Raw genomic sequence first — 14,206 nt, forward strand, 5'->3', positions numbered from 1 at the left:
TGACGATTGCTGCTGCCGCCTTGCTTCCGTTGGCTTCGGTTGGCTTCGGTCGGCTCCAGTTAGCCCGACTCGCCGAATCCGGATTGGGTCAGTTGATTCATCGACCACCAAACTTTCCTCACCCCTTGCAACGCCGCCATCGAGCGGCGCATGGAGACTCGCATGCCTGCCTTTTCGACTTCCCATGATCCCGTCGTCATCGTCGCCGCCGCCCGCACGCCGCTGGGTGGTTTCCAGGGCAACTTCGCCTCGCTGACAGCGCCCCAACTGGGCGCCAACGCCATCCGTGCCGCCGTGCATCGGGCCGGGCTCCAGCCGGAGGCCGTGGACGAGGTGCTCATGGGCTGCGTGCTGCCCGCCGGCCTCGGCCAGGCGCCCGCCCGTCAAGCGGCGCTGGCGGCGGGCTTGCCGGTCTCAGCGGGCTGCACCACGATCAACAAGGTCTGCGGCTCGGGGATGAAGGCAACCATGCTGGCGCACGACCTGCTGCTGGGAGGGAGTCAAGAACTGATCGTGGCCGGCGGCATGGAATCCATGAGCAACGCGCCCTACCTGTTGCCCAAGGCCCGCTCGGGCCAGCGCCTGGGGCACGGCCAGATGCTGGACCACATGTTCTTCGACGGCCTGGAGGATCACTACGGCGCCGCCTCCGACGGCCGCCTGATGGGCACCTTCGCCGAGGACTGCGCGCGCCATTTCGGTTTCACGCGTGAGGAGCAGGACGCCTATGCTTCCACCTCCACGCTGCGCGCGCAGCAGGCGCAGCGCGACGGCCTGTTCCGCTGGGAAATCACGCCGGTGACCGTGCCGGGTCGCAGCGGCGAGAAACGCATCGATGACGACGAGGCGCCCGCGAAGGCGCAACTGGACAAGATCCCCACCCTCAAGCCCGCCTTCGCCAGGGACGGCACGGTCACGGCGGCGAACTCCAGTTCGATCGCGGATGGCGCGGCGGCCCTGGTGCTGATGCGCCAGTCCACCGCGCGCGAGCGTGGTTTGGCACCGCTGGCGCTCATCCATGGGCACGCCACACAGTCACAGGAGCCGGCCTGGTTCACCACTGCGCCCGTGGGCGCGATTCAGAAGTTGCTCGCCAAGGTGGGGTGGCAGGTGGACGACGTAGACCTGTGGGAAATCAACGAGGCATTCGCCGTGGTCGTCATGGCCGCGATGCGTGAGCTGTCGCTGCCGCACGAGCGCGTGAACGTGCATGGCGGCGCCTGCGCGCTGGGTCATCCGATCGGCGCAACGGGCGCGCGCCTCATCGTGACGCTGCTGGGCGCGCTTCGCCAGCGCGGCGCGAGGCGCGGCGTGGCGAGCCTGTGCATCGGTGGCGGCGAGGCCACGGCGCTGGCGCTTGAGATCGTCTGAGCAACATCGTTTCATTTCCAGCGCACGGGCCGTGGCATCACGATGCGATCTCGAACCGCAATCGTCGCGGCTCTCAGGACTTCACCGTCGACGGATGTTCGACCCGGCTCACGAGATAGTCAACCATGCGCTGCGCGGCCGGCTGCAACGCATCGAAACTCTTGAAGCACACGACGAAACGGCGATGTGCCCAGGCATCGGTGAGAGGAATGATCCTGATTCCAAGCGCCGGCCGATACGTCTCGGCCACTTCCACCGGCACGACGCTGATCCCGAGCCCGGCCGCGACCACGCGAAACGCCGCATCGAAGCTCGATACGATCACCCGGTAGGACACGGTCGTGCCCGCGCTCGCCGCCGCGCGCTGCAGCATCGTATGAACGGCCGTCGACGGCAGCAATCCGACATGCTCGTACCGCAAGGTCTGATCGAAGCGCAGCGACGCCTCGCCAGCGAGCGGATGATCGCGGTGGACCGCGAGCGCGAGCCGGTCCTGCCGATACGGACGATGCTGAAGCCCTTGCAGGTCGACGTTATCCCAGCACACGCCGATGCTCGCCGCGCCTTCGCGTAACTGCCGCACGAGATCGGACGACAGTCGTTCCTCGACATCGACCCGGATGTTCTGATACTCGGGCTCGCGCATGAATGAAGCGATGTCGTCGAGCAGCGCCTCCGCGATCGCGGAGGCCGACGCGCACACGCTCACGCGCCCTTTCAACCCGCCGCCGAACGCGGCGACGTCGCTTGCGATGCGCTCCATCGTGAAGAGCACGTTGCGCGCGTGTTCGAGCAAGGCGATGCCCGCCGCCGTTGGCTGGACGCCGCGCCGCGAGCGCGACAGCAGCGGCACGCCCAGTTCGCTCTCAAGTTGCGCGATGCGCTTGCTGATCGCGGACGGCTCGATGTGCGCCTCCTCCGCCGCCCGCGCGATATTGCGGTGATCGCACACGGCCACGAAAAGCCGCAGCGTCTTGAGGTCGATGTCGCGCATTCGCAGTCTCCAGGTCGCTCGCTCAGACATTCCCGATTGGAACGCCAACCGTTCCAAAATACCGCTTCAAGGTTTCGTTGGAATGTCTAAAGTTAGCACAACGCCGGCAACCCGACGACCGGCACGAGACAAACGGAGACAGCACTCAATGCCCTCGTTCCCCATGAACGTCGTCATTCGCGAAGTCGGTCTGCGCGACGGCCTGCAAAGCATCCAGACGATGCTTCCCACGAAACACAAGATCGAATGGATCGGCGATGCCTACGCCGCCGGCCAGCGCGAAATCGAAGTCGGCTCGTTCGTGCCGGCGCGGCTTTTGCCGCAACTCGCCGACACCGCTGAACTCGTCGCCTACGCGAAGACGCTGCCGGGCCTCGTAGTCTCGGTGCTCGTGCCGAACCTCAAGGGCGCCGAGCGCGCCATCGATAGCGAAGCCGACGTGCTGCTCGTGCCGCTCTCCGCGAGCCACGAGCACAGCCTCGCCAATCTGCGCAAGACACCCGATGAAGTCGTTGCCGAAGTGGCGCGCATCCGGGCCGCACGCGATGCCGCCGGTTCGAAGACGCTGATCGAAGGCGGCATCGGCACGGCGTTCGGCTGCACGATCCAGGGCCGCGTCGATCAGGCCGAGGTGCTGCGCTGCATGCAGGCCTTGCTCGATGCAGGCGCGGATCGCGTGAGCATCGCCGATACGGTCGGCTACGCCGGCCCCGCCGCCGTGCGCGATCTGTTCGAGAAGGCCCGCGAGATTGCGGGCGAGCGCTTCTGGTGCGGCCACTTCCACGACACGCGCGGCCTCGCGCTCGCCAACGTGTACGCGGCGCTCGAAACCGGCGTCGCACGCTTCGATGCGACGCTCGCCGGCATCGGCGGTTGTCCGCATGCGCCGGGCGCGAGCGGCAACGCGTCGAGCGAGGACGTGGCGTTCATGCTCGCCGACATGGGCATCGAAACCGGCATCGATATTCCCGCCTTGCTGGCACTGCGCGCGAAGGTCGCCCGGTGGCTCGAAGGCGAAACGCTTCACGGCGCGTTGTGGCTCGCCGGACTGCCCAAAACCTTCGCGGTTCCGGCTGCGCTCAACGCTTGAGGACATCATGAGCAACGACACCCGACTTCCCCTCGACGGCGTGCGCGTCATCGAATTCACGCACATGGTCATGGGGCCGACGTGCGGCATGATCCTCGCCGATCTCGGCGCCGAGGTCATCAAGATCGAGCCGCCCGGCGGCGACAAGACCCGCAAGCTGCCGGGTCTGGGGATCGGCTTCTTTCGCTCGTTCAACCGCAACAAGAAGAGCGTCGTGCTCGACATCAATACGCCGGAGGGCAAGGAAGCGGCGGTGGAACTGATCGGCACCTGCGACGTGATGCTCGAAAACTTCCGCCCCGGTCTGATGGCAAAGCTGGGCCTCGACTACGACACGCTGTCGAAGCCATACCCCGGCCTCATCTACGTGTCGCACAAGGGCTTTCTGCCAGGGCCGTACGAGAAGCGCCTCGCGCTCGATGAAGTCGTGCAGATGATGGGCGGCCTGTCCTACATGACGGGCCCGATCGGTCGGCCGCTGCGCGCGGGGACGTCGGTAAACGACATCATGGGCGGCATGTTCGGCGCGATCGGCGTGCTCGCCGCGTTGCGCGAGCGCGAACGCACCGGCCAAGGCCAGGAAGTGCAGAGCGCACTCTTCGAGAACTGCGTGTTCCTCTGCGCGCAGCACATGCAGCAATACGCGATGACGCGCGAGCCGCCGCCGCCGATGCCCGCGCGCGTGTCGGCGTGGAGCGTCTACGACGTATTCACGCTGGCGGACGGCGAGCAGCTTTTCATCGGCGCGGTGAGCGACAAGCAGTTCATCACGCTGTGCGACGTGCTCGGCCGCCCGGATCTGCCAGCCGAACCGCGCTTCGCAACCAATGCGTTGCGCGTCGCGATCCGCCCCGAGTTGCTCGACGTTCTCGGCGTCATTCTCAAGGATCATCGCGTTGAAGAACTGTCGCCGAAGCTCGAAGCGGCCGGCATTCCGTATGCGCCGATCGTGCGCCCCGAGCAACTGCTCGACGACCCGCATCTGAAGGCGAGCGGCGGCCTCGTGCCGATGGAAACCGACGACGGCGGCATGACCGAAGTCGTGCTTCTGCCGCTGACGATGGGCGGCCGGCGGCCGGGCGTGCGCCAGGCGCTCGCGCGCGTCGGCGAGCACACGCAGGAAGTGCTGTCGCGTCTGAAGAGCCGGGTGAGCGCATGAGCTTGCGCACTGAACGCGCATCGAATCACGGAGCGGACTAAACGGCAGATCGCTTGGGCCGTGCGCGAGCAGCGTGCGGCCCATCACCTTCATACCGGCAGGCGTGCACACAAAAGAATGCCGCCGGTGCACAAAGCAGGAGACAAACATGCAGCAGACCGTCACCGCGGGCAGCCCCCCGCTTGCGTCGCCGAACGTTCGCATCGGCATCGACCCCGGCGCGGAAATCTCCGCGCGCATGGATCGACTGCCCATCACGCGGCATCTCTGGATGCTCGTGTTCCTCATTTCGCTCGGCGGCTTCTTCGAGGTCTACGACCTGATCTTCACCGGCTATATCGCGCCGGGCATGGCGAAGAGCGGTCTGCTCAAGACCACGACGAGCGCGTTCTTCGGCTTCACCGGCATCGCCGGCTTCATCGCCGCGACGTTCGCGGGGCTCTTCGTCGGCACCTTCGGGTTCGGCTGGCTGCCGGACCGCTACGGGCGCCGCGCCGTGTTCACCTTTTCGCTGCTGTGGTACTCGGTCGGCTCGGCGATCATGGCCTTCCAGACGACGCCCGAAGGCGTGATCCTGTGGCGCTTCATCACGGGCATCGGCGTGGGCGTGGAGATCATCACGATCGACAGCTACGTCACCGAACTGGTCCCGCAACACATGCGCGGCCGCGCGATGGCGTTCAACCAGATGGTGATGTTCGCGGCCGCGCCGGTCGCGGCGATCCTCTCGTACTGGCTCGTGCCGACGACGGTGTTCGGCATCGACGGATGGCGTGTCGTGGTGCTCGCGGGATCGATCGGCGCGGTGCTCGTGTGGTTCATCCGCCGCGCCGTGCCGGAAAGCCCGCGCTGGCTCGCGACGCATGGCCACGTGGAGAAGGGCGAGCGGGTCGTGGCGAAGATCGAGGCGATCGTCGCGCGCGAGACAGGCCAGCCGCTGCCGCCTCCGCTACCGGTGATCGAGCAGCCCGCGCATCGGCGCGCGTCGTTTGCGGAGCTGTTGCAGCCGCCGTACCGCTCGCGCTTCATCATGCTGATCGTCTTCAACTTGTGCCAGGCGATCGGCTATTACGGCTTCGCCAACTGGGTGCCGACGCTTCTGATCGGCCAGGGCATCACCGTGACGAAGAGCCTGCTGTATTCGTTCATCATCGCGTTCGCGATGCCGGCGGGCCCGATGCTCGCGATGCTCTACGCCGACAGGATCCAGCGCAAATGGCTGATCGTCGGCGGGGCGTTTGCGGTGATCGTTTGCGGCCTGGCATTCGGGCAGGTGAAGGAAGCCGTGCCGCTCATCATTCTCGGCGTGCTGATCAGTCTCGCCGGGCAGACCATTTCCGTATCCTTCCACGCGTACCAGGCCGAACTCTTTCCGACCGCGGTGCGCTGCCGTGCGAGCGGTATCGTGTATTCGGTCAGCCGCATCGGGGCGATGATGTCGGGGTTCTTCATCGCCTTCCTGTTACGCGATTTCGGCGTCGCGGGTGTGTTCACCGGCATTACCGGCTGCATGCTGGTCGTTGCCGTGGCGATCGGCGTGTTCGGACCCAGGACCAACGGCGTTCGACTCGAGGAGCTGAATCGGTGAGTTCCATGGCGCGCTCAGTTCCGCTTTCGAGCTCACGTTGCAGATGCGGTTTTCATACCGATGTCGGCAATTCCGACTTGCGCACCGTGTGCCTTTCCTTGCTGCGCCGGATCGCCGTCATGACCAGCAAGACGACGGGGGCAATCAACAATCCTTCCGCCAGTTCCGGATCGAGAGGGAAATGCAGTGTATGAAGCGCCTTGAATCCGGCCGACGCCAGCGAGAGCACGTAATAGGAGATCGCGGCCACGGACAGACCCTCGACCGCGTGTTGCAGCCTCAACTGGCTGCGCGCGGTCTGATTCATGCCTTCCAGTAAGCGGGTCGTGTCCTCTTCCTGCGCGAGGTTGACGCGCGTGCGCAGCAGATCGACGGCTCTCGCCACCCGTCCAGCGAATTGTTCGTGGCGCGCCCAGACCGTCTTGCACGTCTCCATCGCCGGAGCGAAGCGCCGCTCCATGAATTCGGCGATCGTCGGCATCCCTTCAATGCGTTCTTCGCGCAGCTCGTGAATGCGCGCAAGCACGAGTTTTTCGTAAGCACGCGACGCGCTGAAGCGCCCGCTCGACCCCGCCAGTGACTCGATGCGCACGGCAAGATGCGTGAGACGCACCAGCAGTTCCGCATCGTTGCGGCGCCCCTGGCTCGTGTCCATGCTGTGCATCAACGGCTGAAGCGCCGACTGCAATTCGTCGAGACTTCTGCCCAGTTCGCGGGCGACCGGCAGCGCCAGCAGGGCCATCATCCTGTATGTCTCGATCTCGTAGAGGCGCTGCAGGAGACGTCCGCCCTGCTCTTCCCGGAAGCCATCGTCGATCACGAGAAATCGCGAGAAGCCGTCGGACCGGATGGTCCAGTCGCAGTAAACCTGTCCGCCGCCCAGCACCGTGCTGCCCACCAGAATGGCGCCGTCGATCCACTGACGCACGCTCTGACGTGCTGCGCCGGCTGCATCGCCCGACACGAGTTCCATCCGGGCGGCGACGAACCGCTTGCCTTCAAAACCGTGAAACCATTCAGAGGGAACATGTTCCTCCGCCAGATCGGAAAAGTAGTCCGCGTCATGGCGTTGCGCGACGAATGTGAAGGTGGAGAATTCGGTGTGCCTCTCCCATTTCAATTGCTTCTCGTCATTCCACCGTGCCGAGTAATGCGTCGTTCCCTCGGCGGGAATCGCGAGGCCGGTCAGTCTGCACAGCGATCGGAGCAGTGCTTCGTGAACGGAAGGGTCGCCGTCGGCATAGATGGCAAAGTGGGTAAGCGCCACTGATCCGCCGATCCGGAGAAACGGCCGCGCATGCAACTCGCGCGCGAGGCTGGCGCGCAGAAAATGGTCCATGGCTGATCTTCTTTCTGATGGTCATGCGCGTCGCCGCGCGATCGGGACCAACCGGCGCTAACCGGTACTAACCTGTACTGTCAGGCGCTCACGAAGGCGTGGATGAGCCGGTTGAATACCGCTGGTTTCGCGACGTTCATTCCATGCGACGCCCCGGAAATGGTTTGTTTGTCCGCGTAATCGATCCAGTCGGCGAGCTTTTCAACGTTGTTGCGAAACATGCGAGGGCTCTTTTCGCCCTCGATCAGCAACGTCCTGCACTTCACGTCACGCGCCGCGTCATGTGAGTACGCGGGCAACGGATCTCTAAACTGCTTCGGCAACGTGGCGGCGTTGTCGATCGCCATGGTGCGAAAGCTCGCGGGACTCTTGCGCCAGAAGCCGGGCATGCTCACCGAGTCGACGAACAGTTCCAGTCCCGCGTCGATCGCACCGCTCTCGATCAGATCGGCAACCTTGGCGCGAAGCACATTGGTCGCGGGCGGCAGCGCTGCTTCCGGCGCCCGATCGATTTGCAACGGGCCGCCCGGATCAGCAAGCGTCAGCGTTTTAACCAACCGCGGATACTCGCGCGCCACGTGGAAGGCGACGCAGCCACCCCGCGAGTGCCCCACCAGATGAACCGGCCCGAGGTTCATTGCGGCAATGAACTCGGCAAGCTCCGCGACGTGCGTCTTCCAGCCGAATTCCCCTTGAATGCAGGCATCGGAAGCCGGCCAGTAATGGCTGAGACTGACCGAAACGCAGAGGAAATGCTTCGAGAGAAAATCCGTTTGACCGCTCCAGTAGCGGTAATCGCAAAGCGATCCATGCACGAACACCAGTGGCGCTCCCGAACCGCTGACCACATAGGGCACGCAAATGCCGGAGGGGACGGTGGCAAAGCACAACTCCGGGACAGCAAGTATTGAAGGGTCGGTTCGCGCGTTCATGCATGGGCTCCTTTCACCGCACTATGCACGACGCAATAACCTAAGAAAATCGCGTAATATTGATGGCATCTATCGATTTATCTGATACCAATGAAAGCACTCGATCTGGACGTTCTGACAATGATCGTCGCCGTCGCCGACACGGGGAACATCAGCCGGGCGGCGGACGTCGTGCATCGCTCGCAATCGGCGGTGAGCATGCAGATCAAGACGCTCGAAACCGCGCTCGGCAAGCCGCTTTTCGTGCGCAAGCCGAGAAGCGTGATCCCCACGCAAGACGGCGAGGTCCTGCTGACGTTCGCGCGGCGCATGCTCGCGCTGCGCGATGAAGCATGGGCGGCGGTGGTCCGGCCCGACGTCACCGGCCGGGTCGTCATCGGTGTGCCGGACGACTACGCGTCGTCACTGTTGCCGTCGATTCTGAAGAAATTTTCTGCCCAATACCCGAAGGTCGAGATTCAGGTCGTCGGACTGCCGAGCGTGGCGCTCGCGCCGATGGTGAAGGACGGCTCGGTCGACCTGGTCTGCGGAACCCGCGTGAAGGGCCTATCGGGCGAGTTCATCCGGCACGAACCGATGGTCTGGGCCGCGGCGCCGAGTTCGCATGACATCTGGCGCGAGCGGCCGCTGCCGATTGCCGTGTTCCTGCCGGGTAGCGTCGCCCGCGAAAACGCGATCCGCAGCCTAGAGCGGGCCAGGATCACCTATCGGACCTCCTATGAGAGCCCGAGCCTGCTCGGCCTGCTCAGCATGGTCGAGGCGGGACTCGCAGTGGCGCCGCTCGCGCAATGCGCGGTGCCTGCTCATCTGAGCTTGCTCGGCCACGCACACGGCTTGCCCGAGATCGCTGCGCTGGAGCTCATACTTGCGCGGAGTGCCAAATCGAAGCGCCCGCCATGCGACTTTCTCGCCGAAAAGATCATGTCGGAACTGCGGCGTTAATCACACAGGTGTTCGCAACGGGCCTCGCTTCAGCGCAATCGATGACGATGCGAACAGGGCGTCTCGGCGTGCGACTGCCCCATGTTCGCACCAGGGTTGCGGGTGCGGCGCCGTGCGCGTTCATGCCGCCCGCGTTCGCCCGGCTGTGAGGAGCGCAGGCTCGCCGTATGCCGCAGGTGTGGCTCGCCGATACTCCCTGAGCCTGCGGGCGTGAGTTCGCCGTCGTCATGGCGACCCGGAAAATTATTACCGGGCTTGATCGCGGCCATCAGGGTTTTGAGTCTCTTCATCATGATCAGACGGTGCTCAACCGTGCAAGCTCGGTGTCGACCAGCAGCTTCTTCAGTTCAGGCACGCACGACCCGCAGTTACCACCGGCCTTCAGGCACGCGGTAATCTCCGCCGCGGTCTTGAGCCCTTGCTCGCGGATCGCCGCGCAGATCGTGTTGCGTCCGACACCGAAACACGAGCAGACCGTCGGCCCCGTATCGACGCCCTTGCCGATCGGCAGTCCTGCCAGCAGGCCGGCACGATCCGCTTCATCGAGCCTGTCCTTGGCGAACAGGCCCGCGAGCCACGTACGCGACGGCAACTGCGATTGCGGACGCGCCGAGACGAAGATGCAACTCTCGATACGCTCGTCCACCAGGTGCACGGCGCGATAGACGCCCGCCGTGCGGTCCTCGTACTCGAGCCAGTCGGCGTGCGGATCGTCGATACCGAACAGCGCTTGCGCCCAGCCGCCGTGATCGGCGAGCGGCTTGCGCCCCGCGAGTTCATAGCGCACGAACTGCGCGCCGTGGACGCGCGTCCAGTACGTCACGTCATCCAGCACCGGGGCGCGACGGCTCAGCGAGAAGCCGTGCCAGGCGACGTCGAACCTGTCGACGCGCACCGGCGTGTGTTTGAACTCGGGCTCCCCGGAAACCGGATCGACCACGGGATTCACCACCGCGCCGATGCGCGCGTCGGACGCGACCTGATCGTTCCAGTGGATCGGCACGAACACGCTGCCGCGCGACATGCCGCCACCATGCTGCACGCGCGCGACCATCGTGCCCCAGCGGCTCGACACGCGCGCGAGTTCGCCTTCGCGCACGCCGCACGACAGCGCGTCCTGCGGATGCAGATCGACGAAGGCTTCCGTTACGTGACCGGCGAGTTTCTCCGACTTACCGGTGCGGGTCATCGTGTGCCATTGGTCGCGCACGCGGCCGGTATTCAGCGTCAGCGGATAGTCGTCGTCCGGCGCGTGGATCGGATCGCGCGGCGGCGTCGCGACGAAACGCGCCTTGCCGTCCGCGTGGGCATAGCGGCGATCACCGAACAGACGCGCGGTGCCGTGCGGCGCCGCGCCGCTCGCCGCCGGCACCGGCACCGGCCACTGGATCGGCTGCAGCGCATCGTAACGCTCGCGGCCGAGCGCGACGAGCCCGCCCAGATTGAACACGCGCGGCACGTTACCATCGGTTTGTGTTTCGCTTGCGGCCTCATGGCTGTCAGCGGTCTCGCCACCGTTGCCGGGGTCGTTGCCGGGGTCGTTGCGATAGGCACTCAGCCGCGCATGCTCGTCGAAGATTTCATGCGCATCCGAGAAATCGAAGCCGGCATACCCCATGCGCTGCGCGACGTCGCAGATGATGCGCCAGTCGGCGCGCGCTTCGCCCGGCGCCGGCAGGAACGCGCGCTGGCGCGAGATCCTGCGCTCGGAGTTGGTGACGGTGCCGTCCTTCTCGCCCCAGCCGAGCGCCGGCAGCAGGACGTGAGCGAACGCATTGGTGTCCGTGTTCTCGACGATGTCGGAGCTGACGACGAGCTCGCAGCGCGCCAGCGCGCGCTTCGCCTGATCGCCGTCGGGCAGGCTCACGACCGGATTCGTGCCCATGATCCAGACGGCCTTGATCTGGCCGCGCTCGATCGCCTCGAACAGTTCGACCGCCTTGAGTCCCGGACGCTGCGCGATGGCGGGCGAATCCCAGAACGTCCGCACGAGTTCTCGATGACGCGGATTGTCGAGCTCCAGATGGGCCGCCAGCATGTTCGCGAGGCCGCCCACTTCACGTCCGCCCATCGCGTTCGGCTGGCCGGTAAACGAGAACGGGCCCATTCCCGGCTTGCCGATGCGACCGGTCAGCAGATGGCAATTGATGATGCTGTTGACCTTGTCGGTGCCGGAACTCGACTGGTTCACGCCTTGCGAATAGACCGTCACCACCCGCTCGGTTCGCGCGAAAAGCCGATAGAACTCGAGCAGATCGTGCGGGTCGAGCTTGCAGGCCTTCGCGCATTGCGCGAGGTCGAAGCCGTTCGTCACGTCGGTCGAAGCGGCATCGAGCGCCTGTGCGTAGCCGGTCGTATGCGCATCGACGAAGCCCGCATCCGTCGTGTCATGTTCCGCCAGAAAACTGAGCAGCCCGTTGAACAGCCGGACATCGGTGCCCGCCTTCAGCGGCAGGTGGAGGTCGGCCATTTCGCAGGTCGCGGTATAGCGCGGGTCGATCACGACGACCTTCATATCGGGTCGCGTTTCCTTGATCTTGACGATCCGCTGGAACAGGATCGGATGGCACCACGCGGTATTCGATCCGACCAGCACGACCAGGTCCGCGAGTTCGAGGTCTTCGTAGCACACCGGCACGAGGTCCTCGCCGAACGCACGCTTGTGCCCCGCCACCGACGAGGACATGCACAGGCGTGAATTGGTGTCGATGTTCGCGCTGCCGATATACCCCTTCACCAGCTTGTTGGCGACGTAGTAGTCCTCCGTCAGCAGTTGTCCCGAGACGTAGAGCGCGACCGCCTGCGGGCCGTGCCGATCGATGATGCGGCGCAAGCCGCCGGCGACCGTGTCGAGCGCATCGCTCCACGACGCGGCGCGCAAGGCGCCGCTGCCGGGCTCGCGCAGCTTCGGCTGCAGCAGGCGGCCGTCGAGTCCGACCGTCTCGCCGAGCGCCGAGCCCTTCACGCACAGGCGGCCGGCGTTTGCCGGATGGCGTTCGTCGCCGGCAATCTCGGGCGGGCCGTCCGGGCGCGGGGTCGCGCGTACGCCACAGCCTACGCCGCAGTACGGACAAGTGGTCCTGACAGCGTCGCGGCTGCCATCGGACGCGCTGGAAATAGCGATGGGAAAACTCACGTTGCGTTCCGGTTCAGGCGGGCTGCGTCTCGCAGAGGGCTTTGCCGAACAGCAACTGGCTGCGCAGCGATGAAATGTCGGTCCGGTTCTGGATCAGCTCGAAATACCACGCGCCTTCCTTGACGTCGCCATAGAGCACGGCGCCGACCACCCGGTTGTCCTCGATCACGAGGCGCTTGTAGACGCCGCGTCGCGGATCGCGCAGCACGAGGTCCTCGGAATCCGGGCCGCCGATGAAGTCGCCGGCCGAATACAGTTCGACGCCGGTCACTTTCAGCTTGGTCGCGGTCGCGCGCTGCACGTAACGGCGGTGGCCCGCGCCGGCGAGATGTGCGCCGCAAACGCGCGCCTGATCCCAGATCGGCGCGACGAGGCCGAAGGTCGCCGTGCGGTGCTGCACGCATTCGCCGACGGCGTAGACGCGCGGATCGTAGGTCTGCAGGGTGTCGTCGACGACGATCGCGCGCTCGCAGTGCAGACCCGCCTGTTTCGCGAGGTCGATGTTCGGGCGCACACCGGCCGTCATCACGACGAGGTCCGCGGGAATCTCCGTGCCGTCGTCGAAACGCACGGCGGTGACGCGCTCCGGTCCGACGATTTCCGCGGTGTTGGCCCGCAGCAGGAAACGCAAGCCCTTGCGTTCCAGCGCCTGCTGCAACAAGGCCGACGCGCTCCTGTCGAGCTGGCGCTCCATCAGGCTGTCCATGACGTGCACGACCGTGACCGACATGCCCTGGCGCATGAGTCCGTTCGCCGCCTCCAACCCGAGCAGTCCACCGCCGATCACCACGGCGTGACGATGACTGCGCGCCGCGGCGAGCATCGTTTCGACGTCCTGGATATCGCGGAACGCGATCACGCCCGGCAGGTCGTGGCCCGGCACGGGAATCAGGAAAGGCTTCGAGCCGGTCGCGAGCAGCAGCCGGTCATAGCCCACCTCGACGCCGCTTTGCGAACGCACGATGCGGCGTCTGCGGTCGATCGCAATCACCGGATCGCCGGCATGCAGCCGGATACCGTTCTGCGCATACCAGTCGCGCGTATTGAGGATGATGTCGTCGACCGTCTTCTCGCCGGCCAGCACCGGCGAAAGCAGGATGCGGTTGTAGTTGCCGTACGGCTCGGCGCCGAATACGGTGATGTCGTAAAGATCCGGCGCGAGCTTCAGCAATTCCTCGACGGTGCGCATGCCCGCCATGCCGTTGCCGATCACGACGAGGCGCGGGCGGGAAGGCGCGCCGGGCGATGCGCCTCCCGAGGTCTGCGCGTCGACTTCATGTTTCATGCCGCGACCCACACCGTGCCGCTCTGCACGCGCACGGGGTATGCGCTGACGGAGTTCTCGGGCGCTTCCAGGCACTCGCCGGTGCGCAGATCGAAGTGATGCTTGTAGATCGGCGAGGCGACCACGATGCGTTCGCCGAGGCTGCCGATCAGGCCGCGCGAGAGCACCGCGGCGCGCGAACCCGGATCGAAATTGTGGATCGCGAACACGCCGCCCTCGCCGTCCGCGACGTGAAATACCGCGACCTGTTCGCCGTTGACCAGCGCGCAGACGCCCGTATTCGGAACGATGTCGTCGAGCGCGCACACGGGCGTCCAGGATTGTGAAGTCAGATTGTTGCTCATGCTGGGTTCCTCACGTCGGGTGGATG

11 protein-coding genes are annotated in these 14,206 nt (G+C 65.4%); 5 read left to right on the plus strand and 6 right to left on the minus strand.

Translation table 11 applies throughout. The features are described from left to right. Positions 1-162: 162 nt before the first annotated feature. Positions 163-1,371, plus strand: coding sequence for an acetyl-CoA C-acetyltransferase (locus ACOCG7_RS13520; RefSeq protein ID WP_421375874.1), 1,209 nt, complete (start codon positions 163-165; stop codon positions 1,369-1,371). Positions 1,372-1,444: 73 nt separating this feature from the next. Here ACOCG7_RS13520 and ACOCG7_RS13525 read toward each other — a convergent pair whose 3' ends face one another. Then, a complete protein-coding gene (locus ACOCG7_RS13525) occupies positions 1,445-2,365 on the minus strand; it encodes a LysR family transcriptional regulator (RefSeq protein ID WP_421375876.1) in 921 nt (306 codons plus the stop codon). A 148-nt stretch (positions 2,366-2,513) separates the two neighbouring features. On the opposite strand from ACOCG7_RS13525, the gene ACOCG7_RS13530 reads away from it, so the two are divergent. The 3 genes from ACOCG7_RS13530 to ACOCG7_RS13540 all read left to right on the plus strand — a co-directional run bounded on the left by ACOCG7_RS13530 (position 2,514) and on the right by ACOCG7_RS13540 (position 6,202). Then, the gene (locus ACOCG7_RS13530) at positions 2,514-3,455 is read left to right on the plus strand and encodes a hydroxymethylglutaryl-CoA lyase (protein ID WP_421375878.1); all 942 of its coding nucleotides are present in this window, start codon (positions 2,514-2,516) and stop codon (positions 3,453-3,455) included. Positions 3,456-3,462: 7 nt separating this feature from the next. Next, positions 3,463-4,614, plus strand: coding sequence for a CaiB/BaiF CoA transferase family protein (locus ACOCG7_RS13535; RefSeq protein WP_421375880.1), 1,152 nt, complete (start codon positions 3,463-3,465; stop codon positions 4,612-4,614). 148 nt (positions 4,615-4,762) lie between these two features. Continuing rightward, positions 4,763-6,202, plus strand: a complete 1,440-nt coding sequence (locus ACOCG7_RS13540; RefSeq protein ID WP_421375882.1) for an MFS transporter — start codon at positions 4,763-4,765, stop codon at positions 6,200-6,202. Between the two features lie 52 nt (positions 6,203-6,254). On the opposite strand, the gene ACOCG7_RS13545 is transcribed toward ACOCG7_RS13540, so the two are convergent. Together ACOCG7_RS13545 and ACOCG7_RS13550 are read right to left on the minus strand one after the other, a co-directional pair. After that, entirely contained in the window at positions 6,255-7,541 is a 1,287-nt protein-coding gene (locus ACOCG7_RS13545) for a DUF3422 family protein (protein WP_073428984.1), read from the minus strand. Between the two features lie 80 nt (positions 7,542-7,621). Further along, a complete protein-coding gene (locus ACOCG7_RS13550) occupies positions 7,622-8,473 on the minus strand; it encodes an alpha/beta fold hydrolase (protein ID WP_421375885.1) in 852 nt (283 codons plus the stop codon). 90 nt (positions 8,474-8,563) lie between these two features. On the opposite strand from ACOCG7_RS13550, the gene ACOCG7_RS13555 reads away from it, so the two are divergent. Beyond that, positions 8,564-9,415 (plus strand): LysR substrate-binding domain-containing protein, encoded by an 852-nt coding sequence (locus ACOCG7_RS13555; RefSeq protein WP_186814049.1) that lies wholly within the window; start codon positions 8,564-8,566, stop codon positions 9,413-9,415. Between the two features lie 295 nt (positions 9,416-9,710). On the opposite strand, the gene ACOCG7_RS13560 is transcribed toward ACOCG7_RS13555, so the two are convergent. The 3 genes from ACOCG7_RS13560 to nirD are packed head-to-tail and all read right to left on the minus strand — an operon-like array spanning position 9,711 to position 14,180. Next, complete coding sequence (locus tag ACOCG7_RS13560; protein ID WP_421375887.1) at positions 9,711-12,551, minus strand: molybdopterin-dependent oxidoreductase; 2,841 nt, start codon at positions 12,549-12,551, stop codon at positions 9,711-9,713. Between the two features lie 13 nt (positions 12,552-12,564). Beyond that, positions 12,565-13,836, minus strand: a complete 1,272-nt coding sequence (locus tag ACOCG7_RS13565) for an NAD(P)/FAD-dependent oxidoreductase (RefSeq protein ID WP_421375889.1) — start codon at positions 13,834-13,836, stop codon at positions 12,565-12,567. Further along, positions 13,833-14,180 (minus strand): nitrite reductase small subunit NirD, encoded by a 348-nt coding sequence (gene nirD, locus ACOCG7_RS13570; RefSeq protein ID WP_421375891.1) that lies wholly within the window; start codon positions 14,178-14,180, stop codon positions 13,833-13,835. Before nirD ends, ACOCG7_RS13565 begins: the two co-directional genes overlap by 4 nt. Positions 14,181-14,206: the final 26 nt, after the last annotated feature.

It is taken from the genome of Paraburkholderia sp. DD10, assembly GCF_049177125.1.
Taxonomy (GTDB): domain Bacteria; phylum Pseudomonadota; class Gammaproteobacteria; order Burkholderiales; family Burkholderiaceae; genus Paraburkholderia; species Paraburkholderia terricola.

Bases quoted from the DNA above. Each gene is read 5' to 3' on its own strand.
- ACOCG7_RS13530 (WP_421375878.1), top strand. From the start codon at position 2,514: ATGCCCTCGTTCCCCATGAACGTCGTCATTCGCGAAGTCGGTCTGCGC.
- ACOCG7_RS13540 (WP_421375882.1), top strand. From the start codon at position 4,763: ATGCAGCAGACCGTCACCGCGGGCAGCCCCCCGCTTGCGTCGCCGAAC.
- ACOCG7_RS13565 (WP_421375889.1), bottom strand. From the start codon at position 13,836: ATGAAACATGAAGTCGACGCGCAGACCTCGGGAGGCGCATCGCCCGGC.
- ACOCG7_RS13545 (WP_073428984.1), bottom strand. From the start codon at position 7,541: ATGGACCATTTTCTGCGCGCCAGCCTCGCGCGCGAGTTGCATGCGCGG.
- ACOCG7_RS13525 (WP_421375876.1), bottom strand. From the start codon at position 2,365: ATGCGCGACATCGACCTCAAGACGCTGCGGCTTTTCGTGGCCGTGTGC.
- nirD (WP_421375891.1), bottom strand. From the start codon at position 14,180: ATGAGCAACAATCTGACTTCACAATCCTGGACGCCCGTGTGCGCGCTC.
- ACOCG7_RS13555 (WP_186814049.1), top strand. From the start codon at position 8,564: ATGAAAGCACTCGATCTGGACGTTCTGACAATGATCGTCGCCGTCGCC.
- ACOCG7_RS13535 (WP_421375880.1), top strand. From the start codon at position 3,463: ATGAGCAACGACACCCGACTTCCCCTCGACGGCGTGCGCGTCATCGAA.
- ACOCG7_RS13520 (WP_421375874.1), top strand. From the start codon at position 163: ATGCCTGCCTTTTCGACTTCCCATGATCCCGTCGTCATCGTCGCCGCC.
- ACOCG7_RS13550 (WP_421375885.1), bottom strand. From the start codon at position 8,473: ATGAACGCGCGAACCGACCCTTCAATACTTGCTGTCCCGGAGTTGTGC.